Annotated in this window: 29 protein-coding genes and 3 pseudogenes; 20 read left to right on the forward strand and 12 right to left on the reverse strand. The window is 61.4% G+C overall.

Annotated elements, in window-relative coordinates; translation table 11 throughout:
- Nucleotides 1-162, reverse strand: a pseudogene (locus tag IFT82_RS18955) (IS630 family transposase); the annotation flags it as partial.
- 314 nt (nt 163-476) lie between these two features.
- Between IFT82_RS18955 and IFT82_RS18960 the strand changes: the two are divergent.
- Nucleotides 477-689 carry a hypothetical protein gene (locus tag IFT82_RS18960; RefSeq protein WP_192129696.1) on the forward strand — a complete coding sequence of 71 codons (213 nt, stop codon included), beginning with the start codon at nt 477-479 and terminating at the stop codon, nt 687-689.
- A gap of 264 nt (nt 690-953) precedes the next feature.
- Here IFT82_RS18960 and IFT82_RS18965 read toward each other — a convergent pair whose 3' ends face one another.
- On the reverse strand, nt 954-1,466 hold the full coding sequence (locus IFT82_RS18965) for a MucR family transcriptional regulator (protein WP_192129697.1): 513 nt from the start codon (nt 1,464-1,466) through the stop codon (nt 954-956).
- Nucleotides 1,467-1,878: 412 nt separating this feature from the next.
- Nucleotides 1,879-2,211, reverse strand: a complete 333-nt coding sequence (locus IFT82_RS18970) for a hypothetical protein (protein WP_192129698.1) — start codon at nt 2,209-2,211, stop codon at nt 1,879-1,881.
- Between the two features lie 154 nt (nt 2,212-2,365).
- Here IFT82_RS18970 and IFT82_RS18975 point away from each other — a divergent pair, with 154 nt between their 5' ends.
- The 3 genes from IFT82_RS18975 (at nt 2,366) to IFT82_RS18985 (ending at nt 6,233) form a co-directional block, all read left to right on the forward strand.
- Nucleotides 2,366-2,869 carry a DUF6438 domain-containing protein gene (locus IFT82_RS18975; protein ID WP_207105840.1) on the forward strand — a complete coding sequence of 168 codons (504 nt, stop codon included), beginning with the start codon at nt 2,366-2,368 and terminating at the stop codon, nt 2,867-2,869.
- A gap of 317 nt (nt 2,870-3,186) precedes the next feature.
- Entirely contained in the window at nt 3,187-3,948 is a 762-nt protein-coding gene (locus IFT82_RS18980; RefSeq protein WP_207105841.1) for a hypothetical protein, read from the forward strand.
- Entirely contained in the window at nt 3,948-6,233 is a 2,286-nt protein-coding gene (locus IFT82_RS18985; protein ID WP_244646995.1) for a UvrD-helicase domain-containing protein, read from the forward strand. The genes IFT82_RS18980 and IFT82_RS18985 overlap by 1 nt, the downstream gene beginning before the upstream one ends.
- Nucleotides 6,234-6,381: 148 nt before the next feature.
- Here the strand turns inward: IFT82_RS18985 and IFT82_RS18990 are convergent, their stop codons facing one another.
- From IFT82_RS18990 to IFT82_RS19005, 4 genes are all read right to left on the reverse strand, one after another.
- A complete protein-coding gene (locus IFT82_RS18990; RefSeq protein ID WP_192129702.1) occupies nt 6,382-6,660 on the reverse strand; it encodes a BrnA antitoxin family protein in 279 nt (92 codons plus the stop codon).
- Nucleotides 6,641-6,928: a BrnT family toxin gene (locus IFT82_RS18995; RefSeq protein WP_192129703.1), complete on the reverse strand. Its 288-nt coding sequence runs from the start codon at nt 6,926-6,928 to the stop codon at nt 6,641-6,643. The genes IFT82_RS18990 and IFT82_RS18995 overlap by 20 nt, the downstream gene beginning before the upstream one ends.
- A gap of 99 nt (nt 6,929-7,027) precedes the next feature.
- The gene (locus IFT82_RS19000) at nt 7,028-7,528 is read right to left on the reverse strand and encodes a hypothetical protein (RefSeq protein WP_244646991.1); all 501 of its coding nucleotides are present in this window, start codon (nt 7,526-7,528) and stop codon (nt 7,028-7,030) included.
- Nucleotides 7,529-7,571: 43 nt separating this feature from the next.
- A complete protein-coding gene (locus IFT82_RS19005) occupies nt 7,572-8,135 on the reverse strand; it encodes a recombinase family protein (RefSeq protein WP_192129720.1) in 564 nt (187 codons plus the stop codon).
- Between the two features lie 237 nt (nt 8,136-8,372).
- Here IFT82_RS19005 and IFT82_RS19010 point away from each other — a divergent pair, with 237 nt between their 5' ends.
- On the forward strand, nt 8,373-8,771 hold the full coding sequence (locus IFT82_RS19010; protein WP_055823610.1) for a VOC family protein: 399 nt from the start codon (nt 8,373-8,375) through the stop codon (nt 8,769-8,771).
- A 239-nt stretch (nt 8,772-9,010) separates the two neighbouring features.
- On the opposite strand, the gene IFT82_RS19015 is transcribed toward IFT82_RS19010, so the two are convergent.
- The 5 genes from IFT82_RS19015 to IFT82_RS19035 all read right to left on the reverse strand — a co-directional run bounded on the left by IFT82_RS19015 (nt 9,011) and on the right by IFT82_RS19035 (nt 14,772).
- A complete protein-coding gene (locus IFT82_RS19015; protein WP_207105842.1) occupies nt 9,011-9,922 on the reverse strand; it encodes a hypothetical protein in 912 nt (303 codons plus the stop codon).
- A 360-nt stretch (nt 9,923-10,282) separates the two neighbouring features.
- Nucleotides 10,283-11,407 (reverse strand): catalase family protein, encoded by a 1,125-nt coding sequence (locus IFT82_RS19020; protein ID WP_192129705.1) that lies wholly within the window; start codon nt 11,405-11,407, stop codon nt 10,283-10,285.
- 130 nt (nt 11,408-11,537) lie between these two features.
- Entirely contained in the window at nt 11,538-12,467 is a 930-nt protein-coding gene (locus tag IFT82_RS19025) for a helix-turn-helix domain-containing protein (protein WP_192129706.1), read from the reverse strand.
- A gap of 434 nt (nt 12,468-12,901) precedes the next feature.
- Complete coding sequence (locus IFT82_RS19030; protein WP_192129707.1) at nt 12,902-13,483, reverse strand: recombinase family protein; 582 nt, start codon at nt 13,481-13,483, stop codon at nt 12,902-12,904.
- Between the two features lie 416 nt (nt 13,484-13,899).
- Entirely contained in the window at nt 13,900-14,772 is an 873-nt protein-coding gene (locus IFT82_RS19035) for a LysR family transcriptional regulator (protein WP_192129708.1), read from the reverse strand.
- 109 nt (nt 14,773-14,881) lie between these two features.
- Here IFT82_RS19035 and IFT82_RS19040 point away from each other — a divergent pair, with 109 nt between their 5' ends.
- From IFT82_RS19040 to IFT82_RS19105, 15 genes and pseudogenes are all read left to right on the forward strand, one after another.
- Nucleotides 14,882-15,973 carry a YeiH family protein gene (locus tag IFT82_RS19040; protein ID WP_342355164.1) on the forward strand — a complete coding sequence of 364 codons (1,092 nt, stop codon included), beginning with the start codon at nt 14,882-14,884 and terminating at the stop codon, nt 15,971-15,973.
- Nucleotides 15,974-16,013: 40 nt separating this feature from the next.
- Entirely contained in the window at nt 16,014-16,445 is a 432-nt protein-coding gene (gene copM, locus IFT82_RS19045; protein ID WP_244646993.1) for a CopM family metallochaperone, read from the forward strand.
- A 32-nt stretch (nt 16,446-16,477) separates the two neighbouring features.
- Complete coding sequence (locus IFT82_RS19050; protein ID WP_192129723.1) at nt 16,478-17,872, forward strand: YncE family protein; 1,395 nt, start codon at nt 16,478-16,480, stop codon at nt 17,870-17,872.
- Nucleotides 17,873-18,300: 428 nt separating this feature from the next.
- Nucleotides 18,301-18,633 (forward strand): ArsR/SmtB family transcription factor, encoded by a 333-nt coding sequence (locus IFT82_RS19055; RefSeq protein ID WP_192129724.1) that lies wholly within the window; start codon nt 18,301-18,303, stop codon nt 18,631-18,633.
- Between the two features lie 11 nt (nt 18,634-18,644).
- Entirely contained in the window at nt 18,645-19,073 is a 429-nt protein-coding gene (arsC, locus tag IFT82_RS19060; protein WP_192129709.1) for an arsenate reductase (glutaredoxin), read from the forward strand.
- The coding region (locus IFT82_RS19065; RefSeq protein ID WP_244646998.1) for an ArsB/NhaD family transporter at nt 19,073-19,198 on the forward strand (126 nt) is incomplete at its 3' end. The genes arsC (IFT82_RS19060) and IFT82_RS19065, both read left to right, overlap by 1 nt.
- A gap of 1 nt (nt 19,199) precedes the next feature.
- A pseudogene (locus IFT82_RS19070) lies at nt 19,200-19,451 on the forward strand (ArsR/SmtB family transcription factor); the annotation flags it as partial.
- 11 nt (nt 19,452-19,462) lie between these two features.
- Complete coding sequence (gene arsC / locus IFT82_RS19075; protein WP_192129710.1) at nt 19,463-19,891, forward strand: arsenate reductase (glutaredoxin); 429 nt, start codon at nt 19,463-19,465, stop codon at nt 19,889-19,891.
- Nucleotides 19,891-20,216 (forward strand): ArsB/NhaD family transporter (locus IFT82_RS21075; protein ID WP_274602276.1); only part of this gene is annotated, 326 nt, incomplete at its 3' end. The genes arsC (IFT82_RS19075) and IFT82_RS21075, both read left to right, overlap by 1 nt.
- Before the next feature lies 1 nt (nt 20,217).
- Nucleotides 20,218-21,218: pseudogene (locus IFT82_RS19080) on the forward strand (arsenic transporter); the annotation flags it as partial.
- 20 nt (nt 21,219-21,238) lie between these two features.
- Nucleotides 21,239-21,496 (forward strand): hypothetical protein, encoded by a 258-nt coding sequence (locus tag IFT82_RS19085; protein ID WP_192129711.1) that lies wholly within the window; start codon nt 21,239-21,241, stop codon nt 21,494-21,496.
- A 79-nt stretch (nt 21,497-21,575) separates the two neighbouring features.
- Entirely contained in the window at nt 21,576-22,334 is a 759-nt protein-coding gene (arsH, locus tag IFT82_RS19090; RefSeq protein ID WP_192129712.1) for an arsenical resistance protein ArsH, read from the forward strand.
- A complete protein-coding gene (locus IFT82_RS19095) occupies nt 22,331-22,855 on the forward strand; it encodes an arsinothricin resistance N-acetyltransferase ArsN1 family B (RefSeq protein WP_192129713.1) in 525 nt (174 codons plus the stop codon). Before arsH ends, IFT82_RS19095 begins: the two co-directional genes overlap by 4 nt.
- 250 nt (nt 22,856-23,105) lie before the next feature.
- On the forward strand, nt 23,106-23,822 hold the full coding sequence (locus tag IFT82_RS19100; RefSeq protein ID WP_342355165.1) for a ParA family protein: 717 nt from the start codon (nt 23,106-23,108) through the stop codon (nt 23,820-23,822).
- The gene (locus IFT82_RS19105; protein ID WP_192129715.1) at nt 23,822-24,169 is read left to right on the forward strand and encodes a stability/partitioning determinant; all 348 of its coding nucleotides are present in this window, start codon (nt 23,822-23,824) and stop codon (nt 24,167-24,169) included. Before IFT82_RS19100 ends, IFT82_RS19105 begins: the two co-directional genes overlap by 1 nt.

Raw genomic sequence — 24,169 nt, forward strand, 5'->3', positions numbered from 1 at the left:
TGGCTTGGCCGCTGGCTTGCCCTGATCGCGTTGAAGTGCCGCCCACCTCACCGCACTGGCTGCGCTAACCCCGAACCGCGCTGCAGCCGCCCGGCGTGACATACCTCCCGAAATGGCACCAACAACCCGCTCGCGCAGGTCCATCGATAACGGCTTGCCCATCTGACCGGCCTCCCGTCGCCGGTGACAAGCATGAATCAGACTTCAGTCCCCTTGGGAATCCCCCATCGATTCACGCTGTTCGGATTTTGCTCTAGGTATACCGAAACGCACCCGCGATCGAGCACCTGATGGCCGCCCTGCGTGCCGTCTGCGGTACCTTGGCCACTGCCCGACCGAGCGCAACAGCTCCATCTATACCCGGTCATTTCCTGCAATGCTGATCACCCGTATCGAGCGTAGCGCTTGACGCGGGCCCACCGGGTTGGCGATCAGATGCCCCACCGATCATTCCCTAATGCTGGTGGACAAACACAATGGCAGACGAGGCGAAACTGTACCGGGAACGGGCAGAGGCCGAGCGAGCGATCGCGGCCGGTGCGACCCTGCCCAATGTGAAGAACAGGGCGCTGCATTCCGCAGCGCAGTGGGAGAAACTGGCAAGCCGGTCTGAACGCACCCAGGCCGCGGCCGAGGAACGACAGGGGCGTACCGCCTATTCATCCTCGATAGCACGAACCACCGCGTAAAAATCCTGCTGCGACGCACAATAAGGCTTGCGCTGGTAGCGCAATCAGTAGAGCTTGGCGGTGCCTTTCAGGCATCCTCTCCAAAGAACCTATCGGGTCGGCTTTGCCGGCCCCTTTTTTTGTGAGCGGATTCGGCCACCGGGGCGGCAGGGCCATCACTCGTCATTTGGTATCGAACGGCCCTGCACAGCGGTCGCCTATGCCCGGTATGACGCCAGTATCAGTACCGGTAGTGGGGTGGCCATCTGGCCACCCCAGGACACGTTACTCGGCGGTGCCGAGTGTTTCCTTGGCGGCATCGAGGGCGGCCTTGCCGCCACGCTTTGCCTTGGGTGCAGACTTCTCGGCACCTTCTACCTTATGGCCGGGCTTGCGGCCCAGGCCGATCGTTTTGGCCATCGCGCGACGTGCCTCGCTGTAGGTCTCGGCGACCATCGGATAGTCGGCCTTCAGGTTATAGCGCGCGCGGTATTCCTCCGGCGTCAGGCCGTTGCTGGTCAGATGGCGGCGCAGCGTCCGGTAGGGCTTGCCGTCGATCAGGCTGATGATGTGGTCCTTGCTGGCCAACGACTTCCGTACGGTCACTGCCGGCGTGTATTCCGTCGGCGCTTCTTCAGCAGGTGCTTCGACTGCGGATCCGCTGAGCTTCTCGACGGCGAGATGCATCGACTGCAGGAACGCCGGTACATCGTCCGCGGAGGTGCGGGTATTGGGGTTGCTCAGCCAGGCAATGGTGAGTTCGGTGGCAAGCTCGATGGTGTTGGTTTCGGTGGTCATGGAAATCCTGAACTGATGCGGCAGACCCGTTGCATTTGCTCATGTCGGGCGTCCTTACGTCACATAGGTAGGGCAATTTAGCTGTCAACAGTCAGAAGATGGAATACTGATCCGTTGCGGGAATATTAGTGCACGGATACATTGACGGTGATGGTTGCGGGCCTGATTGGCGTGCATCACTATCCGTGATGCCAATGTTCCATGCACAACCTGCATAACGGGATCATCAACAAACATGCCGCCATCGTGGAATACGCCAACGTCAGCTATTAGCCGGTGATGCGTTCAGACGCATGAGACAGACAGCCAGTTGCGCTGGCGATCTGTAGTCGGTGGGGATTGACCGCTTCATGAACTGTAAGGAGACCATGACCGAGACGATTGGCTGCGGCTTGGTCACCTGCGTCCGGCTTCAGAATTGTAGCGAAAGGATCGTCAGGAGCAGAAAGCTGTTCAACGCCAGCACAACAATGAGGCCAATGCGGAACCCCTGTCTGCGGATCAGCAGGAACAGGACCGAGAGCAGCCCGAGCAACCCCAGCGCCGCGATCATGAACAGCTTCTCGAAAGCGGTACTCATGGCATTGCCGGCAGCATCACCACCCACTGACGGTGAGTATCCCCCAAAAGCGAAATGCGCCAAAATCAGGTTCACCACCACCATTGCCCAGAACGTCAGAACGAGCGGAGACGCTTTGCCACGTCGAGCGTCGGCTGGCCTGGCAGGGCGGTTGACTGGATCCATCAGTGTTGATCGCATGGCGGCCGTACACCGTCCAGTTCGGCTATCTGGCTTTGGCTCATTCGCATGATGGCGTTCAGGATGAGGGCGTTATGTCCGGGAAGGCACGAGTGAACGTCATGAACAGACCAAGAGGGACAACGATATGGGCAGGGCAATGATCGCGGGACTGGCCATGATGATGGTGGCAGGTTCCGGGCTATCGGCCTGTGCAACGGTCGATGCGCCTCAGGGGGGCCAGCCGGTCGCACTGGAGAGCGAGACGATCCGCTACGAGACCGCCCCGTGTTACGGCACCTGCCCGGTCTATGCCGTCACGATCACACCTGATGGCAAGGGTACGTTCGAGGGCAAGGGCCATACCGCCGTCACCGGCATCAGAACGTTTCAGGCGACACCCGCGGCCTATCGCGCATTTGCCGCCAGACTGGCGCCGTATCGTCCAACCGAGAACGAGATGCTGTATCAGCCCGGTACCCCGAACTGCGGGAATGCGCCCAGCGACATGCCAAGCGTCGATGTCGTGTGGACCGAGCTGAGCGGAGGTCGGCAGCACCTCAACGTCTATTATGGCTGCGGCCCCCAGGCGATGCGTGACGCGCTTCGTGCCGCTCCGAATGACCTTCCGATCGGGTCGATGATCGGCGCCGGGCGGGGATAAGCAGACCAGCGCCCAAGCGCGTCTAAACCCCGCGGTTGTGACACCTATGCGCGCATGCAAGGTCGATTTGATCTGCTACGATCCCTGCATCATCGCTGGTGCTATGAATACCTTCAAAAAGAACACCATTTACGAATGATCTGTCCCTTGAACGGGACTGGACGCTTGCTAAGCAGGGGCAAAGGAAGCGGTAATGCGGGGGGAGAAACGACGCCGTGGACATGATTGGCTTTCCGTCAACGAGCGAACTAACCCAAGGCACCATTTTCACTTGTGCGTCATCCGAAGATTATTCTGACACAGCACCCCGTGGACTGGTGATTACCGCACGCTGCGATGTCGCGCACGGCAAGGCTCCGGTAATCAGCTACGTGCCGCTGATCGGGTTTCGGGCGTGGCTGTTTCGCGACGGCCTGAGGCTTTTGGCTACGCGCATTTGCGCTGCCAGTCGGGGAGCTATGAAATCTGCGCTCCGTGACGTTGGGCTGGCCGATTCAATGCTCGATACTCTCTCTACACAAAGCGTTCGCGAGCATTTAGCAGAGTTGACCGATAAGGCTCAGCAGAACGCTGCGAAGCGGTACGCTAACGCTGAGGCACAAAAGGAGGCGGCCGAGGCAGCGCTTATAGTCGCACCGGGTGCAAAGATCGCAGCAGACTTGTTCGATGCTCAGCTAAAAGAGTATCAGAAAATTCTCCAAGAGCTGCTGTCAAATGGTATTTCCGACTACCACTTTATCGAGAACTCTGAGCCTAGTGAGAATTGCGAGGGCTACGTGGCGCTACTGCGTGAGATAAGATATCTTCCCGCTGCCTTAGCGAAGGAACTCAGGGGCGGCATCGATTTTCAGCGTTTCGTGGAACTCTGTCACGAACAGCCGAGGTATACCGATAAATTGAACATAGCCGACGAGGAGCAGTACGCGATGCCTGTTGGCGTTTTACAATCACCATTTATTGAGCTCTTTATGCAGCGCTTTACGAATCTATACGCTAGGATTGGCGTTACCGACATCTCACCCGACCGGATGAAGTCGCTGCGTGCGATTGTACCATTTAAACTGGGAGACGCTTCGTGATGTTTCTCGCAATCAGACGAGACGCGGCCGAGGACATCATAGCGGAACGCGTTCTGCAGTCGACGGATTACCCCGAAGGCAAAAAGCTCGCACTTCATCTGCGGTCGGGATCGATCGACGACGTTGGACCGAGGATCTCAACCTCGAAGACGAGGCACGGAATGGTCGCCTACGGGAGAAACGCCGCCGAGCATAGATATGTAGTCTTTGACCTTCAACAAAGCCACATCTTCTCTAACGCGACGAACGACCAAGCCATTCTCTACCTTCAGCGTGTTCTACGGTTTGCCATCAAGTTCTGGGACAAGGGCGTATTAACCCCGGCTGAGAAGGTGTTGAGCGCGACGACGGCGGCAGTATTTCCATATCCGATGAGCCAAAAGACGGGAGTACGGATCGCGCTTGACCTCAACCCGGACGTAGAAAGGCTAGCGAAGCGCGGTAGGTCTGGGCGTTATCTGCTCGCCTATAAGATCGGAACCGATCAAGGGGAAGGACCTCAAGAGACGGCAAGTGTCGCGACGTTCCGTAAGTTCTTGGATGACCTTGACGGGCTTGGTGCAAAGCTTGAGGCGTCTGTAGAGGAAATAGCTCCCGCATGGGAGACAAATTTTTCTAGTACTTCTCTAGGAATGCTTACATCAAAGGTTGATATTCATCAGGGCTATGAAACTTGGCTGCGGCTGCTCACCGAGGATCAAAAAAAGTTCATAATGAACCCCTTGTCGCATCCCGTCCGAATTGATGGTCCGGCGGGCACCGGAAAAACGGCATCGTTGTCGCTCGCTGCGATTCATTCGATGCGGCAGGCGGCTAGTGACGACCGAGAGTATCAGGCTGTCTTCATCACTCACAGCGAGGCGAGTCGCCGCAGTATTGCGACCGTTCTTGAGGCAATGGGTGGCGAAGAGTTTATGCCTGCACAATCTTCGATCCGGCGTTTGCGCGTTGAAACGCTGCAAAGCTACTGTAGCGGCTTGCTTAGGCAAGAAATTTCCGAGACCGAGTTTGTCGACACCGATGCGTATGATGCAAAACAGTTGCAGTTGATGTATGTTGACGAGGCTCTGCGACAGGTTCGCGATGAATTTTCATCCTATGCTAGGTTCATGTCACCAGAGTTTAAGGCCTATATGGAAGATGAGGCCGACGAATATAAGATATCGCTAATACAGCACGAGATATCTGTTGTAATTAAAGGGCGAGCCAAAGAAAATTTGGATACCTACAAGAGAATACCGCCCATTCCTTCTGCGCTACCAGTGAGCAGCGAAGGGGACAAGGCTTTTGTATGGCGGATTTACGAGCGCTACCGTGAGCAACTCGTTGCGGGCGGGCAGTTTGACACAGATGATGTCGTCCTTTCAGCACTTAGCCAATTATCCACGCCGATCTGGCGTCGTAGGCGTGCACGCGATGGCTTCGATGCTATCTTCGTCGACGAAACGCATCTCTTCAATATGAATGAATTATCGGTCTTCCATCATCTAACTCGATCGGAGAAATTATTTCCGATTGCCTTCGCTGTAGATCGCTCTCAGGCTATTGGCGATCGGGGGTGGGCCGACGATATTGACGTAACCTCGCTGATGCCCTCACCAGAGGAGCGTTCGTCGAGCACAACGATCAACGTAAAGGGCATTTTCCGTTGTTCTCCTGACATCGTAAACCTTGCTTTCAGCATAACGTCGTCGGGCGCGAGCCTCTTCACGAACTTCCAGGATCCAATGGTGCTTGCTCACAGCAACATGACCTTTGAAGAGGAGAAGAAAGCGAAACGACCCTGTTACATCAGTTATTCAACTGATGCAGCTATGATGGACGCGGCGCTATCGGTTGCCGAAGAGATGCGTATTTCGATGAGCGCGACCAAGGGGGACGTTGCGATCGTTGTGTTTGATGAAAGCCTGTTCCACGAACTTGAAAAAAAATCGATTGAAGATAACCGGCCGGTAGAGATTTTGAAGCACCGTGGCGATCCAGAGGTGGTTAGGCGGGCGAGGAGCGCTGGCCGCTTTGTCATATCTCTCCCAGACTACGTAGGTGGCCTCGAGTTCGACGGCGTGGTTCTTGTAGGCGTCGACGATGGAAGGGTGCCGCCGTCCCCTCATAGCCAGCACTCCCAAAGCAAGGCCTATCTGACATTCGCGGCTCACAACAAGCTATACGTCGCCGTCACGCGCGCGCGATACCAAGTCGCTATTCTTGGCGTCCAAGCCAGGGGACCAAGCGTCATTCTCAAGAGTGCATTGGATGCGGGGGCATTAGAAAGGCGTGACGGCTAGGCGAGCGGTAACTGCTCCCACTTTACCCGCTGAAGCAATCGTCTATCAGACCATCAGCTTCCGACATCTAGGTGTCACAACCGGACGGTTTCGACGTGGTTGATCAAGTCATGCGTGCCCGGGGGACGCAGGGTGTCAAAACCCTGCGTCAGGCCTGTGCATCCAGCACATAGCGGCGCAGCACGCGATTGATCTCGGTCTGGTATCCCCGGTCCTGCGCGTGTTCCTTGAACCAGGCGACCACGTCGGCATCGAGGCGAAGCGTGACCGGCTTCTTGATCGGCCGGTATAGACCGGGCTGGCGGGCCTGCAGCCAGGCCTCGGCCGGCGCTTCCGGGATGTCGACCGTATCGATCTGGTCGTCCGGCAGTGCGGCGAGCTTGTTGAGTTGGTCCTGCAACTCGGGGCTAAGCGCCTTCTTGCTCATAGCGATGCCTTTCCTGCTTTGTCGCCTTGCGGGCGCTGATGATGCGTATCCGATCCTCGTCACCGGCATCGGGGTAGCTATGGACCACGACCAGCACGACAACCGCTCCGACCAGGCCGAGCGCGTGCCAGCGATGTTCGGCGCCTTCGATGCGATCGGGGATGATGACGTGAAGGGGGTCGTTCCACACCTCCCTGGCCAGCTCGAATGACACGCCGTGCTTGGCCAGGTTGGATGCCGCCTTTCGATCGTCCCATTCGAACGCCACGTCATCTCCTGTATTGACGATAATGTATGTACAGAAGAAAGGTTGCAGGGGCAAGCGGCCACCCGCCTTTCAGCCCCGGCTTACGGTCAGCAGTCCCCGCTATCGATAGTTCGCATAAAGCGACCGGCTGTCATCGAGCATGCTGAGGGGAGTGGGGCCGATCCAGTCGGCACCACGCTCGGGGTAGGGGCCGTAAAAGAGGTCACCCAGCGCGCGGCGGTAATGCGCGTTCATCCATCGCCGGCGCCGATGCTCGGGGCCGTCATGGATCATGTGGCAGCGCTGGCAGAGCGCGGCGAGCTGGTGGAGCGCGCTGTCGCTGGGGTCGTGGTTGAGGTGGGCACAGGCCAGCACCACCGGCGTCCAGGCGCCCTCGGTCAGGATGTCGCCGGTCGGCCGCTTCACCCGGCGGCCCTGGCCGTTGCGCCAGCACAGCCGGCCCCGATCCCACCAGCGGCCGTCGCCGAGGTGGAAGACGCGTTCCCCGTGCGGGCGGCCGCAATGCTCGCAGCGCCCGCCGGCGCGCACGAAGCGGACATGATGGGACAGCTGCGGCCAGTCGATCGGGTAGAGGAAGACATGTTCGGGACGGATCGGCATCAGCGGCGCGACCCCGGCATGATGCACCGCGAACGCACCGCGATCATGGCCTGAGCGACGCCGCGGTCAGCGCCCGGTAGAGCGTGGCATGGTGGCAATCGAGCAGCTTGGCCGCCTCGCGGACCGAGGTGCCCTCGCCGACCAGCCGCAGGCCCAGCGCGATCTGATCGGCGGTCAGCTTGGGCGGCCGCCCGAACCGCACGCCCCGCGCCCTGGCCGCCACCCGGCCGCTGCTGGTGCGCTGGTGGATCAGCGCACGCTCGAACTCGGCGATGCCGGCGAACACGGTCAACACCATCCGCCCCGCCGGCGAGGTCGTGTCCGCCCATGGCTCACCCAGCGAGCGCAGGCCGGCGCCGACGTCGTTCAGCGTCTCGGCGATGTCGAGCAGGTCCCTGGTCGAGCGTGCCAGCCGGTCGAGCCGGGTCACCACCACCACGTCGTCCGCCCGGATCTGGTCGAGCAACCGCGCCAGCTCGGGCCGGTCGCGACGGGCGCCCGAGCCCTTCTCCTCGAAGATGCGACGACAGCCGGCTTCGGTCAGCAGGCCGCGCTGCAGCCGCAGATCCTGGTCATCGGTCGATACGCGGGCATAACCGGTCAGCATGTCGCGAATATGCATCGGAACGACGGACTTAAGCAACCGACTTGTGCGACGTAGGGAAGCGCGGAAATGCGTTGGTCTAGCTGCTGTCGCGAAACTCAGAATCTCGCCTACCCAGCTACGTCGGCAGTCGCCCAGTAGCGGACATTCCGAGGGTCTAGGGGTGACTGCGGGTTATGTGCTGGTTAGGTAAGACCGCTAATGACGATCGGCAGTCGATCAGGCTTCAGGAGAGTATGCGTGCTTTTTCACACCATGGTCGGATCGAACGACATCGAACGGTCCAAGCGCTTCTACGACACGGTGCTCGGTACCTTGGGTGCAGGGGAAGGGACGCGGAACATTGCCGATAGCGGCCATACACGTCTGATCTACAATAATGGCAACGGGACCAACTTCATCGTCAGCCAGCCGATCAACGACGAACCGGCAAGCGTCGCCAACGGCAGCACCGTCGCCTTTTCCTGCAACTCGCCCGAGCAGGTGAAGCAGCTTCACGACACCGCCGTTGCCGCTGGCGGAACCTCAATCGAAGCTCCGCCCGGACCGCGCGAAACTGCCTCCATGGGCACTATCGAACTGGCCTATTTTCGTGACCCCGACGGTAACAAACTGTGCGGAATTCATTTTCCTGCCTGATCCGTCCGGTACGGGTCCGCTTCCGACCTTAGCAGATCTCGATCATACGATTCCGCGAATGTCCGGTTTCCACGACATTCGAGACCGCAGAGTCAGGTGCCAAAAGAGGCTATGACGTGGAGATGGATGAGCGGCGGAAGTTGGGCAATGGGGAATGGCGCGCGAACGTCTGCTTGTGGGTCATCGCGTTAGCGGGTCAGCATAGAGCATCTGAAAAGGCCATCATGCGTTCGCCAGCGCTAAGATCTTGAAGGCCGTACGCTGGCCAGTGAGAACTGGTTCAACGGGACTGCTTTACCCTCCGCCCAGACCGACAAGGCATGCAAGCCGTAGTAAAGGAGCATCAGGATGGCCAAAACCGCAAGGTAGCGGATTAGCACTGCTCCGCTCGATGCCCATGGGCCTGCTGCCCGGCCGCGCAAGGTCTGCTGAAGGCGGGTTTCGCCCTGCAGCAGGGTGGCAACGAGGATGATGAGCACCGGGATGTGGCCAACGACATCGACCATCCCGAACTCCGGCATTGCCATGACGAAAACGCCGGCAAGCAGGACCGCGGCGACGCGGACGAGAACCGCACGACCGACCAGCAGGTAGAATGACAGGCTGAACTCGACAAAGCCGGCGATGGTGGCAACGAAGGGAAACGGGAACCCCGCCGTGATACCTGGATGATGCAGCAGGACGGCGATGGTCCATTGCGGGAACAGAAACTTCTCGACCGCCGTCCACATCAGGCTGAGGCTGAGGCCGCCAGTGAGGATCGAAACCCGCCACGACGCGAGACGGTATTGGTGCCGCAACGCCGGCTGGCCTAGCGCGACGTAGATCGCCAGGCCCACGAAGAACATATAGTCGATCATGTAAAACGGGCCGAACCGCGCCACGCCGATCGCGAACAGGGTTAGCAGCCCGGCGGCCGCTGGCAGGGACAGCCGCGGCACCAAGACCATGCCCGCGATCGCAAGCTGGAGCAGGCCGATCCAGTGAGCCCGGTTCACCATCTCAGGCGTCAGGACCGATCCCGTCGCGTCATCAGCCCAAAGCACGACCGCTAGATTGCGCCAGAGGCACACCGCGTAGACAGCCAGGCCGAGCCGAACGACCAGATCCACAACGACGCTTCGTCGCTCGCCTTCGCGCGATGCGGGCACGACCCGCGCAAGGAGCGCGTCGCAGCCCCCACCAACCGCTACCAAGGCCGTAAACCCGGCCAGGCAGGCGAAGAATAGTGGGGAAAGGACCTGCCGCAGCGCCGCTGGCGGAATTGACGCGTCGATAGGGCCGCAGAACCATTTCACGTGTGCTTGGGCAACTCCGGGCAGCAAGGCACCGCTCAGAACAGTGAGACAATGCCTAAATCGGGCGCGGTGTCGGCCATCGTTCAAAGCAGCGCCTCCTCATGACGCTTAAATACGTGTTCAGGAGGACACAGGACGCGGTCGGTCGGCCAATCTCCTGCGGCCTGATCCACCCTCCCATTAAAAGCCCTGTATTAAGCGCGGCCGCCAAGCCTATTCGATTGTCATGCCCTGCGTCGGAAGGTCGGCGATAGAGCGAAGCTCATGCACGGGGCAGCCATTGTGTTGGCCCCGGAACTGCGTCGACATCTCGTACGTCGGTTTGCGGGCGCGGTTGACGCCGCCAATCGGCTGATGGGCAATGAGCCCGTGCCACGGACTGAACGACACCGCCTGTTCCTGCTGCTCGCTGAGTCCGTGCTGCCAGCCGAGCTGCGCGGGCACGGTAAGGCGGGCGACCGCCACGTACGGGCTTGCCTGCTCGTCCCAGACGACCGAGGAGTCTTCGACTGGCATCTTCTCCAGATCGGTGCAGAGCTGCACGCGTAGTTCCCAGACGCTGTCCTGCTCGATCAACACCTGTCCCATGTCCTCGCGCAGCGCGTCGGGGCGGCCGGAGGTGTCGACCTTGCTGCCAACGAGCTCGGTGAGGTTGGGCGACACCGGCGCGACTGAAATCTTGGCGATGTAGTCGCCGTGCCGCATCGGCACCTGGGTGTAGTATGTCTCGCCGAGGGGGTGGGTATTAGGCGCGCCGCCCAGCGTCTGGATCGTCGGACTCTGAATGCCGACCGTCTCAAGTGCTGCGTCGACTGTCTGTAGAAGCGCGGACAAGCCCTTCTTCAGCCCCTCGCCGGAGTCGGTGGTTTTGGCGAGCATCTTGAGGTTAGCGAGAAAAGCCTTGGGCGTAGGGGCTGCGAACGCCGGGCCGTTGACCAGGATGAAGTCCTGCGTAGTGTCGGCCTCTGAACCCGGTAGGCGGTCGCCAGGAACGCCGAACAGCTTGACGGCGAGCCCGCGCGGCACACTGACGCTGTCGTCGAGGATGTCCCCGGGCAGTGTCGAGAAGCGCAGCAGCGCATCATAATTGCCGGGTGCCGAGAACAGACCCTGGGCGAGAGACGGCGCGATGCCGGAGAGCACCTCAAGCTTGCCCTTCACGATCGCGTGACCCTTCGCGTGGACGCCGCGAACGGCGGTGCCATAATCCTTGGCGGTCGTCTCCTGAATGAGGCGGAGCTGCTCGTTCAGCCCCTGGATGGTCTCGGCTTCGTCGTCGGCGCGCACCTCAACGTTTGGTGTGAAGGCGACGGGCGAGCGGTGGAGATCATCGGACATGAACTGGACCTTCTGCGAGCATGGGCTTCAATGAGAAACCGCGCTCCGGCAGGTTCGGGCTCACGCAAGCACCTAATCTGGACGATCAGTGTCACCGATCTGGATGATCGGAGACCTACGGTGATACGACCTAGGACAGGGCCCTGATGTTTTCGCTGTCCGGACGTGCTCGATAGTCCGCAGGTCCGCAGTCATATGCAGCCTGGAAGGCTCGGGAGAACGGCCTCGGACCGGCGTATCCTGCCGCCTGCGCGATCACCTTGATTGGCAGGTCGGTCGTTCGCAGCAGCCGTGCCGCGATGCGGAGCCTGGCCTTCTGCACGAAGTCGATCGGGCCCTGACCGAAGGTCTTGGAGAAGTGGTCCGAGAACGAGGCACGGCTCATGCCGGAGAGCGAGGCCAGGCTGTCGACTGTGTGAGGAGCCGCTGGATCGCCAATGATGGCAGCGAGCGCTTTGGAGAGGCGAGGATGGGACATCGCTCCTCCGGAGAGCTCCGTCTGCCGTTCCCGTCGATCGCGCAGCAGTGCAATGAGCCCTTGCTTCATCAAAGCCTGGCACATCGCTTGAGTGCCGAACCCAGCGTGAGTGATCTCGTCGGCCATCGCATCAAACACGCCCGCGGGGATGATGCCCGCGGCCATGTCACCGGCAGTTGGTACTCGCAGCAGGTCGAAAAAGCCTAGGCCGCCTTGGTAGGGCGCCGACAAGGCTCCGCACAGCATCAGTGTATCGTGGGCGCCGCTTCCAGCGGTGAACTCGACCAAGCCGTCTCCGAGTAACGCGCAACGATTAGCGGCTTCGCTGACCTCTGCATTATCGCCAACTTCGCCGACCCAATGCTGCTCCGAGGTAGGCACGATTAGCACGCTCGATGGCGAGAACGGGATTGGTGGTGAGGCACCGACCTGGAGATGTCCGGACCCCCGCAGAACGAAGTGTACGGTCACCGCCGCGAACGCGGGAAAGGTCATCCTCCATCCAGTCTGGATTCGGCACACCGAGAAAGCGTGCGGGTCGACGTCGATGGTGGTCAAGAGCTGATCGAGCGTACGTTTCATGGAATAGCGCTACCGCATGCGTATCTCCGCGAACACCGTGCGCATTCTGATGCAGCCGCGTTCAAAGACACCGTGGCGATATCTCCGGTGTGCAATTGACTGGGTGAACGGGCGACCGTTTCCAAGAAGAAGGCGAACACGCTGAAACGTCTGGCTATAGGTTGTCTTGCACATACTGGCTCCACCTTCTCAGAGCCCAAACGGGAATTATGGCCCGCTGATATCATGTGTTCATATGCCGGGCATTGATGTCGGCACGCATGGCTGCTGCGCAGCTCGACCTAGTTTGCCCAGTGATATTAGCGACATGGGTCGTGTATCCCAATCCCACCGTGGTCTTCCAATCGGTGGCGGAAGATAAATCAATGATATGAGGTGTGTTAATTATCAGTTGGGCTCTCAGGAGTTGGAGCATCCGGCAAACTCGGGGCGGTTCACTTTGCCGGTGCGGTCCAGCCGATCCGCGCCAGCGTGCCAAGGAGGGTCGAGCGCGGTACCTTGAAAGTCCGGCAGACAGATGCCTTGCTGGCGCCGCCATCGAGCGCGGTGGTGATCCGCTCGAGCGTTTCCGCGTCGATCATCGGTGGTCGGCCACCTTGGCGGCCCCGGCGTTTCGCTGCGGCCAGCCCCGCCATCACTCGTTCATGCGTCAGCGCACGCTCATATTGGGCCAAGGCACCGAACAAGGAGAACAGCAGCTCGCCATGTGGGGTGGTCGTATCCATCGCTTCCGTCAGTGACCGGAACGCGATGCCCCGAGCCTTCAGGTCGGTAATGATCGTCAGCAGGTGGGGTAGCGAGCGTCCGAGCCGGTCGAGCTTCCACACGACCAGCGTGTCGCCCGCGTTCAGATAGTCGAGACAGGCTTTCAGCCCTGGCCGATCGTCGCGCGCCCCGGATGCCTTGTCGGTATGGAGATGACGGTGATCGACGCCGGCTGCAACCAGCGCATCGCGCTGCAGATCGACCGTCTGGCGATCGTCGGTCGACGACACCCGCATATATCCGACCAGCATGTGCGACAAACCCCCGGCAGCATGTTTCCGCACACTCTATCAAAGCGACAGGGTTTGTCGAACGTTACTGCTCTAGGAGGACGGGTACCGGCGGGAGTGCCGGTCCGGGGTGTCGACAATCATGTGTTTTCCGACAGCCAGCGTAGGCGTTCGGACTGCACTGTTTACCGAAAAGCTGCCGTTCGGCTCCCGCCCAATCTTCGTCATTTAGCGGGAACCGACGCCTGCCCTGAACCGGTCGTTCGTTCATGTGAATCGCAGTGGCCGACATTGGGGACTTTTCCGCCCGTCAGCTATCAGGAGCACCGAAGCGGATAGCTGCCTCTCGTAGGACTGCCAGCTTCCCCGAGTGATCCAATATCGGGAAACAGATATCTTTCCTAAAACCCGTCAAAGACCTTAAAATCGAGAAAAGTCTATCGCGAGGCGATCACGTTCAACAAAGCGTCTGCAGCTTTCGTGCGGTAGCGCTCCTTATGGTGTAATCCGAAGAAGGGGCGAGGCTCGAACGCGATCGGGGCGACGTGCAATGTGCCTGCTTCGATGGCCGGTCCGACTACCAGCGCCGACAGGACGGCAACGCCTGCCCCCGCCTCCACAGCCGTCCGGACGCTCTCATTGGAGGGCATGATCAGCGCTACATCGAGCATGGCTGGATCAACGCATAGTCGACGCAAGTGGCTGTCGAACGTCGATCGTGTGCCGGACCCTGGTTCGCGCAGTACCCAACGGGCCTGACGCAGCCATGCGGCGTCGATCGGCATGTCCCCGAACGGCTTGGCACCGACCAGTAGCAATCGATCCTCGCCAATCGGCCAGTGCGCCAGCGCCGGATCGTCGATCTGCCCTTCGATAATGCCCAGGTCCGCCTCGCCGTCATGGACGCGCGCGGCTGCCTGTTCGCTGTTGCCGATCGCAAGATCGATAGCGATTGCGGGATGGCGCGTGTGGAAAGTCGCGAGGAAAGGCGGCAGCCAATAGGCCGCGATGGTCTGGCTGGCGACGACCCGTAGCGTACCGCGCTCCAGCCCGCCCAGTTCGCGTAGCACCGTCTCGGCCGTTTCCGCCCGTGCGAGGACTCCGCGCGCCTCGGTCAGGAACAGCCGCCCGGCTTCGGTCAGTGCGATACCGCGCCCGACGCGGTGGAACAGCTTGATCGCATGCCGTTCCTCCAGCGCAGCAATGGCCGCGGAGGCCGCCGACTGGGTAACGTTCAGGGCACGGGCGGCCGCGGTCATATGCTCGCGCTCGGCCACGGCGACGAAAATGCGAAGCTGCTCCAGCGTCATGTCGGACCCATAGCGCGATCAATCATATTTGACGATTGGAACGACAATATAGATGCGTTGGATCGATCGGTAATCGCGGCATACATGACTCAGCGGAAGGAACATCCCCGTGACCACCGTTGCCGAACCTCACAATGCCGCTTCGATCGGCCCGTCTGACAGACTGCTCAAACTCCTGCCGGGTATCGGTCTGTGCCTGGTCGTGACCGGCATGGCCTATGCGTTGGAGGCAGGCGAGCGGGTAATGGCTGGAAAGGCATGGCTGGAGGCGTTGGTGCTCGCCATCCTGATTGGCACGGCGATCCGCAGCCTGTGGACGCCCGACGACACATGGCACGACGGCATCGCGTTCAGCGCCAAATACCTGCTGGAAGTCGCGGTCGTCCTGCTCGGGGCCTCTGTCAGCGCCGCCACCATTCTGGCCGCTGGCGTACCGCTGCTTGTTGGAATTGCCGGTGTGGTGGCAAGTGCGATCCTGCTCAGCTTCGGCATCGGTCGCCTGCTCGGCCTGCCTACCCGCATGGCGTTGCTGGTCGCGTGCGGAAACTCGATCTGTGGCAACTCGGCCATCGCAGCCGTGGCACCGGTGATCGATGCCGATAGCGACGATGTCGCCGCCTCCATCGCGTTCACCGCCGTGCTGGGCGTGATCGTCGTGCTCGGCCTGCCGCTGCTCGGGATCGCGCTTGGCATGAACGGCATCGCTTTTGGCGCGCTTGCCGGGCTGACCGTTTATGCGGTGCCGCAGGTGATCGCGGCCGCCTCGCCGCTGGGGGCTGCGGCCGTGCAGATGGGAACGCTGGTCAAGCTGGTCCGCGTGTTGATGCTTGGGCCCGTGTGCCTCGTCCTGTCGCTGATCGCGCCGCGCCTCGCCCCGCAGGAGGTGCCTGTGGGAGACGTCGTGGCGGGCACCGCGCGGGCAAAGACGTTCGACCTCGCCCACCTGATCCCTTGGTTCATCATCGGCTTTCTCATGATGGTCGCCTGTCGGTCGATGGGGCTGGTGCCGACCGCTGCGATCGCGCCGATCGGTCGGGTAGCGACGCTGCTGACCGTGGTGTCGATGGCCGCATTGGGGCTGGGCGTGGATGTTCGCACCGTCGCCAAGGCGGGCGGGCGGGTCACGGCGGCCGTCATACTGTCGCTGCTAGGCCTTGGCGCCATCAGCCTGACCCTGCTCGCCCTGTTGCACATCGTCTGATGGTCGGTCCCGCACAAAACGAATTGAATATCATCTGTCCATGTTGACGCAGACGCATCGACCATCCCGTCCGACCGTTCACCTGCCTGGAGTTGCCGATATCGTGGAAATGCCATTCAAGACAGTGATCACCGCTGCCGTTCTATTCAGTGGAGCGGCGCTGGCTCAAACCAGCGACTTCGCCACCGTGATGGCCGGTGCGATGCAACGGATGCATCAGGCGATGGCAGTCCCGTCGACCGGCGATCCCGACCGCGACTTCGCCGCGATGATGATCCCCCATCATCAGGGCGCCATCGACATGGCCGAAGCGGAACTCCGCTTCGGCAAGGATGAGCGGCTGCGCCGTCTGGCGCAAGGCATCATCGTCGAGCAGCGGCAAGAGATCGCGGTGATGCAGGCCATCCTCAACGAAAAGGGGGGCACTCCCGTCGCTCCCCAAGCCCACCACCCGGAAGGAACCCATCGGTGAAGCATCTGATCCTCTCAGCTTTTGTTGGCGCCATGCTCGCACCCGTCGCGGCGATTGCGCAGCAGGTGCCAAACGCGAAGCCCGACATGCCCGTGTCGTCGGCCGATCGGTTCTACACCTCGGACCAATTTTCCAACACCGTGTCGGTCATTGATCCGTCGACCAACCGGCTGCTCGGCGTCATCAAGCTCGGTGACCCGATACCGATGAACCTCAGCCCGCTCTATCGCGGGCAGTTGCTGGTCCATGGCATGGGCTTCTCGCCCGACCGGCGGACGCTGGCCGTCGTGTCGATCGGATCGAATGCGGTCAGCTTTATCGACACCACGACCAATAGCGTTCGTCACACGACCTACGTCGGCCGCAGCCCGCACGAAGCGTTCTTCCGCCCCGATGGCCGAGAGGTCTGGGTCAGCGTGCGCGGCGAGGACTATATCGCCGTTCTCGATGGTACGACCTACAAGGAGACGGGGCGCATCCCGGTTCCGAACGGTCCCGGCATGACGATCTTCTCGCCGGACGGGAAGTACGGCTATGTCTGCTCCAGCTTCTCGCCCGAGACCGTGGTGATCGATACAGCGTCGAAGCAGATCGTCGGCCGGGTGAAGCAGGAAAGCCCCTTCTGCCCCGACATCGCCGCGACGCCCGACGGCAAGCAGGTGTGGCTGACGCTGAAGGACATCGGCAAGGTCATGGTGTTCGATGCCAAGCCGCCATTTGCGGTGCTGAAGAGCTTCGCAACGGGCGCAATCACCAACCACGTCAACATCGCCAAGACGCCGCGCGGCCAGTTCGCCTATGTGACGGTCGGCACCGAAAATGTCGTGAAGGTGTTCCGCACCGACAATTTCAGCCAGGTCTCGACGATCCCGGTCGGAGCGCTACCGCATGGCCTGTGGCCCTCGGGTGACGGGAGCCGCATCTATGTCGGCCTCGAGAATGCCGATGCGGTTGCCGCGATCGACACCGCGACGAACAAGGTAATTGCCACCATTCCGATCGGGCAAGGCCCGCAAGGGGTCGCCTATGTCCCGGGCGCGACGCCGTCAGGCGATGGCATGGCCAATCTCCAGCCGCTCGCCAAGGCAGGGGAAAAGGTTCAGCTGATGCTCTCCGGCACTGGACGAAGCCAGGTGACATTGTTCGATCAGGGGCAGGTGCAGATATTGCAGGCCGCCGTGGCCGGACTGCCGCCCAAGATGCCCTTCGTACTAGGCCTGTCTTCGAATCCTGACGGTAACGGCCCGGTCGAACCGCTTGCCAAGTTCATGACCAACCCCGCCGGCGGTGCGATCGTCAACGCGATTGGACCGCTGCGGCAGATTATCACGCAGGCCGCCCCCGCAGGATCGCGTCGCTATCTGGTGATCGCGTCCGGTCAGCCGGACGCCTTAGGCAATGTCGTTCAACGGCAGGTCAAACAGTAACGGACGCCCGCCCCGGTATGAGCGCCGGGGGTACCCCGGCGCCATGTCCCTGCCGCCCGCAGCGCTCAACCGGCGCGCAACACCCGCGATGTCATCTCAACCGTGCCCCGCACGCCCATCCCGCGCAGCGGGTTCGTGCCTCCATCACAACCGGTCATTCCGTGTCGCGAAACTCAGGATATGCGCGACTACGTTATGTCTGAATGTGGTGGTTAGCGGAAGTACCGCACAGGGGAACATCGCTCCCGTTTTAGGGGAACGTCGGATTCAAAAATGGCGGAAATGCGCGCTGACGGCGGAGGGTATCTCCTCCGTCATGTCGGATTGTAGCGGTGAGGGGCCTGGCCGCTTTCGGAAGCGCGAGCGGTTATAGCTGCCATTGCAAAACTTTAGCCCACCGCACGCCAGATATCGTCTATGCCGGATATATGGATAATGATTCGGCCATCGCTGCCCTAGGGGCGCTCGCGCAGGGCACCCGCCTAGACGTGTTCCGCCTCCTAGTCCGGCACGAACCGGACGGCTTGGCGGCGGGCGAGATCGCCCGTCAGCTCGACGTGCCGCAGAACACCATGTCCGCGCATCTCGGAATCCTCGCCCGAGCAGGCATCGTCCGATCCGAGCGGCACAGCCGGTCAGTCATCTACCGCGCCGACCTCGATGGCCTGCGGGCGCTGACGCTGTTCCTGGTCAAGGACTGCTGCGCCGGCTCTCCGGAGCTGTGCGCGCCCCTCCTCGCCGAACTCACCCCCTGCTGCTGAAAGGACGCGCCATGGCCGTCGACGTCGTGATCTACCACAACCCCGCCTGCGGCACGTCGCGCAACACGCTGGCGATGATCCGCAACGCCGGCATCGAGCCGCATGTCGTGGAGTATCTGAAGACCCCGCCAGCCCGCGCCCTGCTGGTCGAGCTGATCGATCGCGCCGGCATCACGCCCCGGGATCTGCTACGCGAGAAGGGTACGCCCTACGCCGAGCTCGGTCTCGCCGACGTCTCGCTGACCGACGACGCGCTGCTCGACGCCATGATCGCGCACCCGGTTCTGATCAACCGGCCGCTGGTCGTCTCGCCGCTCGGCGTCAGGCTCTGCCGTCCGTCCGAGGCGGTCCTGGATTTGCTGCCCGAGCCGCAGCGGGCCGCGTTCGCCAAAGAGGACGGCGAACAGGTGGTGGACGCCTCCGGGCAGCGCATCGCCTGATGCTTCTCGCCCTTGCCATCTTCGCCGTCACGATCGCGCTCGTCATCTGGCAGCCCCGAGGCCTCGGCATCGGGTGGAGTGCGCTGGGCGGCGCGGCCGTGGCGCTGCTCGTCGGGGTGGTCTCGNCGCGAACCGGACGGCATGGCGGCAGGCGAGATTGCCCGCCAACTCGACGTGCCGCAAAACACCATGTCCGCGCATCTCGGAATCCTAGCCCGTGCGGGCATCGTCCGATCCGAGCGGCACAGCCGATCAATCATCTACCGCGCCGACCTCGACGGCTTGCGGGCGCTGACGCTGTTTCTGGTCAAGGACTGCTGCGACGGCTCGCCCGAGTTGTGCGCGCCCCTCCTCGCTGAACTCTCCCCCTGCTGCTGAAAGGACGCGCCATGGCCGTCGCCGTCGTGATCTACCACAACCCCGCCTGCGGCACGTCGCGCAACACGCTGGCGATGATCCGCAACGCCGGCATCGAGCCGCACGTTGTCGAGTATCTGAAGACCCCTCCGTCCCGCGCCCTGCTGGTCGAGATGATCGACCGCGCTGGCATCATGCCCCGCGAACTGTTGCGCGAGAAGGGCACGCCTTATGCCGAACTTGGCTTAGACGACATCACACTGACCGACGATGCGCTGCTCGACGCCATGATCGCGCACCCGGTCCTCATCAACCGGCCGCTGGTCGTCTCGCCGCTCGGTGTGCGGCTGTGCCGCCCGTCCGAGGCTGTCCTCGATCTGCTACCCGAGCCGCAGCGGGGCGCGTTCGCCAAGGAGGACGGCGAACAGGTGGTGGATGCTTCCGGGCAGCGCATCGCCTGATGCTCCTCGCCTTCGCCATCTTCGTCGTTACCATCGCGCTGGTCATCTGGCAGCCTCGTGGGCTCGGCATCGGGTGGAGCGCGATGGGCGGCGCGGCCGTGGCACTGCTTGTCGGGGTGGTCTCGCTCTCCGACGTCCCGGTGGTGTGGGGCATCGTCTGGAACGCGACCGCGACATTCGTCGCGATCATCATCGTCAGCCTGCTGCTGGACGAAGCCGGGTTCTTCGAATGGGCAGCGCTGCACGTCGCCCGCTGGGGCGGCGGGCACGGTCGACGGCTGTTCGTCCTGATCGTCCTCCTCGGAGCGGCCGTGTCGGCGCTGTTNCCCTGATCGTCCTCCTCGGTGCGGTCGTGTCGGCGCTGTTCGCCAACGACGGCGCGGCGCTGATCCTGACGCCGATCGTCATCGCGATGCTGCGGGCGCTCGGCTACCGCGACAGGGCGACGCTCGCGTTCGTCATGGCGGCCGGATTCGTGGCCGACACGGCCAGCCTGCCGCTGATCGTCTCCAACCTGGTCAACATCGTGTCGGCCGACTTCTTTCGCATCGGCTTCGCCGACTACGCGTCCGTGATGGTGCCGGTGGACCTCGCGTCGATCGCCGCGACGCTGGTCGTGCTGCTGCTGTTCTTCCGTCGTGACGTGCCGACCAGCTACGACGTGGCACAGCTGCGCGCACCGGCCGACGCGATCCGCGATCGGGCCACGTTCCGGGCCGGCTGGGTCGTCCTCGCCGCCCTCCTGGCCGGCTTCTTCCTGCTCGAACCCATCGGCGTCCCGGTCAGTGCGGTCGCCGCTGCTGGCGCGGTCCTCCTGCTCATCGTCGCCGCACGCGGCCACGTCATCGAGACCCGCAAGGTGCTGAGGGGCGCGCCCTGGCAGGTCGTCGTCTTCTCGCTCGGCATGTATCTGGTGGTTTACGGCCTCCGGAACGCCGGCCTGACCGACCACCTCGCCGGTCTCCTCGATCACGCCGCCCAGGGCGGCGTCTGGGGCGCGGCGTTCGGCACCGGCATCATCGCCGCGCTGCTGTCGTCGGTGATGAACAACATGCCGACGGTCCTAGTCGGCGCGCTGTCGATCGACGCGACCCACACCACGGGCGCGGTCAAGGAAGCCATGATCTACGCCAACGTGATCGGCTGCGACCTCGGCCCCAAGATCACGCCGATCGGCTCGCTCGCGACGCTGCTATGGCTGCACGTCCTCGGGCAGAAGGGCATCCGGATCGGCTGGGGCTACTACTTCAGGATCGGCGCGACCCTGACCGTACCGGTGCTGCTGGTGACACTCACCGCGCTTGCCCTTCGGATCAATGCTGCCTGACCGAGAAGCACGATCGAGCGATGCAAGAGATGCTAGCGGCGATAAAGCGCGGTGAGGCCAAGCGTCGTGCCGCAACAGTGGAGACCGCGTTAGAGCTGGTAGAGGAGACAATCGATAGGCAGCTTGGGCCTTACTGTCGCAATCGAGGCACCCATGAATGGACCGTCGAACTGCACGCTCTCGCTGCTCAAAAATTGGCAATGATGCAGCAGGAACTAGGCTTCGACCATCCGCTGACTATCGAGTGGGCGGACCTGCTGAACGTTATTTCTCACTAAATCTATGGTGACGGGGCAGTGCGTCATCAAACATCTTAGATAGAGGCGCCCTACCCTCACCAATTAAAGAAAGTCCATCATGTCTTGTCTGCGCATACTGTCCAACCCGGATTATCTGCCTGCGCTTGATCGACGCTACGCAATAGTTCGGCCGGCTGTCGGATTGGGCGCAGGGGACCCGCCACCGCGCATCCTATTACTCTACGGCTCCCTGCGGGAGCGCTCGTATTCCCGGCTGTGCGTGGAAGAGGCGGCGCGCCTGCTACGGTTCTTTGGCGCGGAGATACGCATCTTCGACCCGTCGACCCTGCCGCTGCCAGATCAAGTAGCTGGCGACGACCATCCGGCCGTCCACGAACTGCGCGAGCTGTCAATGTGGTCAGAGGGGCATGTGTGGTGCAGCCCTGAACGGCACGGCCAAATCACCGGCATCATGAAGCTGCAGATCGATCACTTGCCGCTGTCGATGGGCGGGATGCGGCCGACGCAGGGCCGCACCCTCGCCGTCATGCAGGTGTCAGCGGGGTCGCAGTCGTTCAACAGCGTAAATACCTTACGCGTTCTCGGCCGCTGGATGCGGATGGTGACGATTCCTAACCAGTCATCGGTTGCCAAGGCTTTCGAGGAATTTGATGATGCCGGTCGCATGAAGCCGTCGAGCTATTACGATCGGATCGTAGACGTGATGGAGGAGCTAGTGCGCTTCACAGTGCTACTGCGCCCGCACGCCGTTCAACTCGTAGATCGCTATTCCGAACGAAAAGAGGCTGGCATACCGGTTGACGCAGCAACAGATTTGTCCAGCATCGCCATTGCACCACAAGGCCAAAGCGCATGACAGTCGCCCCGACCATTCGCATGGCGAATTTTTCGGATGCGGCTGCCATTCAGGCGATCTATGCGCCCATCGTGGAGGGCACTGCCATCTCCTTTGAAGAGGTCCCGCCCTCGGTCGCTGAAATGGAGGAGCGGATCGCCACGACCCTGGAAGATTACCCGTACCTTGTCGCCGAACGACAAGGCGAGGTCATTGGATACGCCTATGCCAGCCAGCATAGGGCTCGCGCCGCCTACCGGTGGTCTGTCGATGTCACGGTCTACATCGCCGATCAGGCCCACCGAACGGGGGTGGGACGCGCCCTCTACTCAAGGCTCATCCCTGAACTGACCGACCGCGGCTTCCACGCCGCCTTTGCTGGCATCGCACTCCCGAACGTTGGCAGCGTCGCCCTGCATGAAAGCATGGGCTTCTCTCCGTTGGGCATCTGTCGGGAGGTAGGCCGCAAATTCGATAGCTGGCATGACGTCGGCTGGTGGCAGCGTGTTCTCTTGTACCGTACAGGGGAACATCAGGCTTAAAAATGGCGGAAATGCGTGCTGACGGCGGAGGATACCTCCTCCGCCGCAGCTTCGTCCGCTTGTGGGCGAAAGCGGTCATAACTGATTTACGCAGCAAGATGCCACAGCATGTGATACTGGATAGCTACCATCTAACAGATAGCTACTACGATAGCACGTAGCTACCATAGTACTAGATAGCTAACAGATACTAGTTAGAGATGGGTAGCTATTGGCTTAGGGATAGCTATCCGATACTATCCCAGAAAGAGTGTTCTGCATCGAGATTTTCATGCCCGTTATATCCTTCATTTCGCCCAAAGGGGGCGTTGGCAAAACGACCGCCGCCACCCTTCTCGCAACGCAACTTGCCCGAGGTGCAGATGTTATTGTGATCGACGCTGATCCGAACCGGCCAATCGACACATGGGCAAAGATGGCGGGAAAGCCGGACCGGCTGACTATCATCGCTGACGCCAATCAGGAAAACATCATCGATCGAATTGACGAAGCAGCGGCTCAAGCTCCGTTCGTCATTGTCGATTGCGAGGGCACGGCCTCGCTGACCGTGGCCTATGCGATCGGAGCATCTGATTTGGTGATCGTGCCGACTCAGGGCTCGCAGCTTGATGCGAGGCAAGCAGCGCGGGCGCTTGGTCTCGTGAAGAACGCAGAGAAGCAGGCGCGGCGGAAAATCATTAACGTGGTCCTGCTGACACGCACTAGCCCTGCCATTCGGCCGCGCACCCTTGGGCATGTTCAGGACCAGCTTACCGAGCATGGAGTGAGAATGCTGGAGACGCAGCTCAATGAGCGAGAAGCCTTTCGCGCTATGTTTTCATTCGGCGGCGCTTTGGAAAACCTGGACCCAGCTGGCGTCGGAAATCTTGAAAAGGCCATCTTGAACGCCCGCGCTTTCGCAGGCGAGGTGCTATCGCTGCTCAAACCGGCGGCGAAGAAGGCCGGTACAGCGGCAGAGGTAGCCTGATGACAACGGAACGCGCTTCGATATTTGATGAAGACCTAGATGTTTCAGGCTTCGCTCCGAAGCCTCGTGCAAAGGCGGGGACGACCGATAAGGAGGCTATTCGTGAAGTTGCGGAGAGCCGAGGCTTCCAAAGCCGCGAACCAGAAGGGCAAGGGAAGGCGGCGGCCGACCCGGCCCCGCGCCAGCGCCGCCGTCACACAACGGGGCGCAACCGCCAACTAAATATAAAGGCGACAGAAGCGACCGTGAGTCGCTTTTATGCCCTCGCAGACGCTAATGGCTGGGTGTTGGGCGAGGCTTTCGAATTAGCGGTCGCGGCGCTTGAACGGGAAGCGCAACGCAAATAG

The organism is Sphingomonas sp. CFBP 8760 (assembly GCF_014841615.1).
GTDB lineage: Bacteria > Pseudomonadota > Alphaproteobacteria > Sphingomonadales > Sphingomonadaceae > Sphingomonas.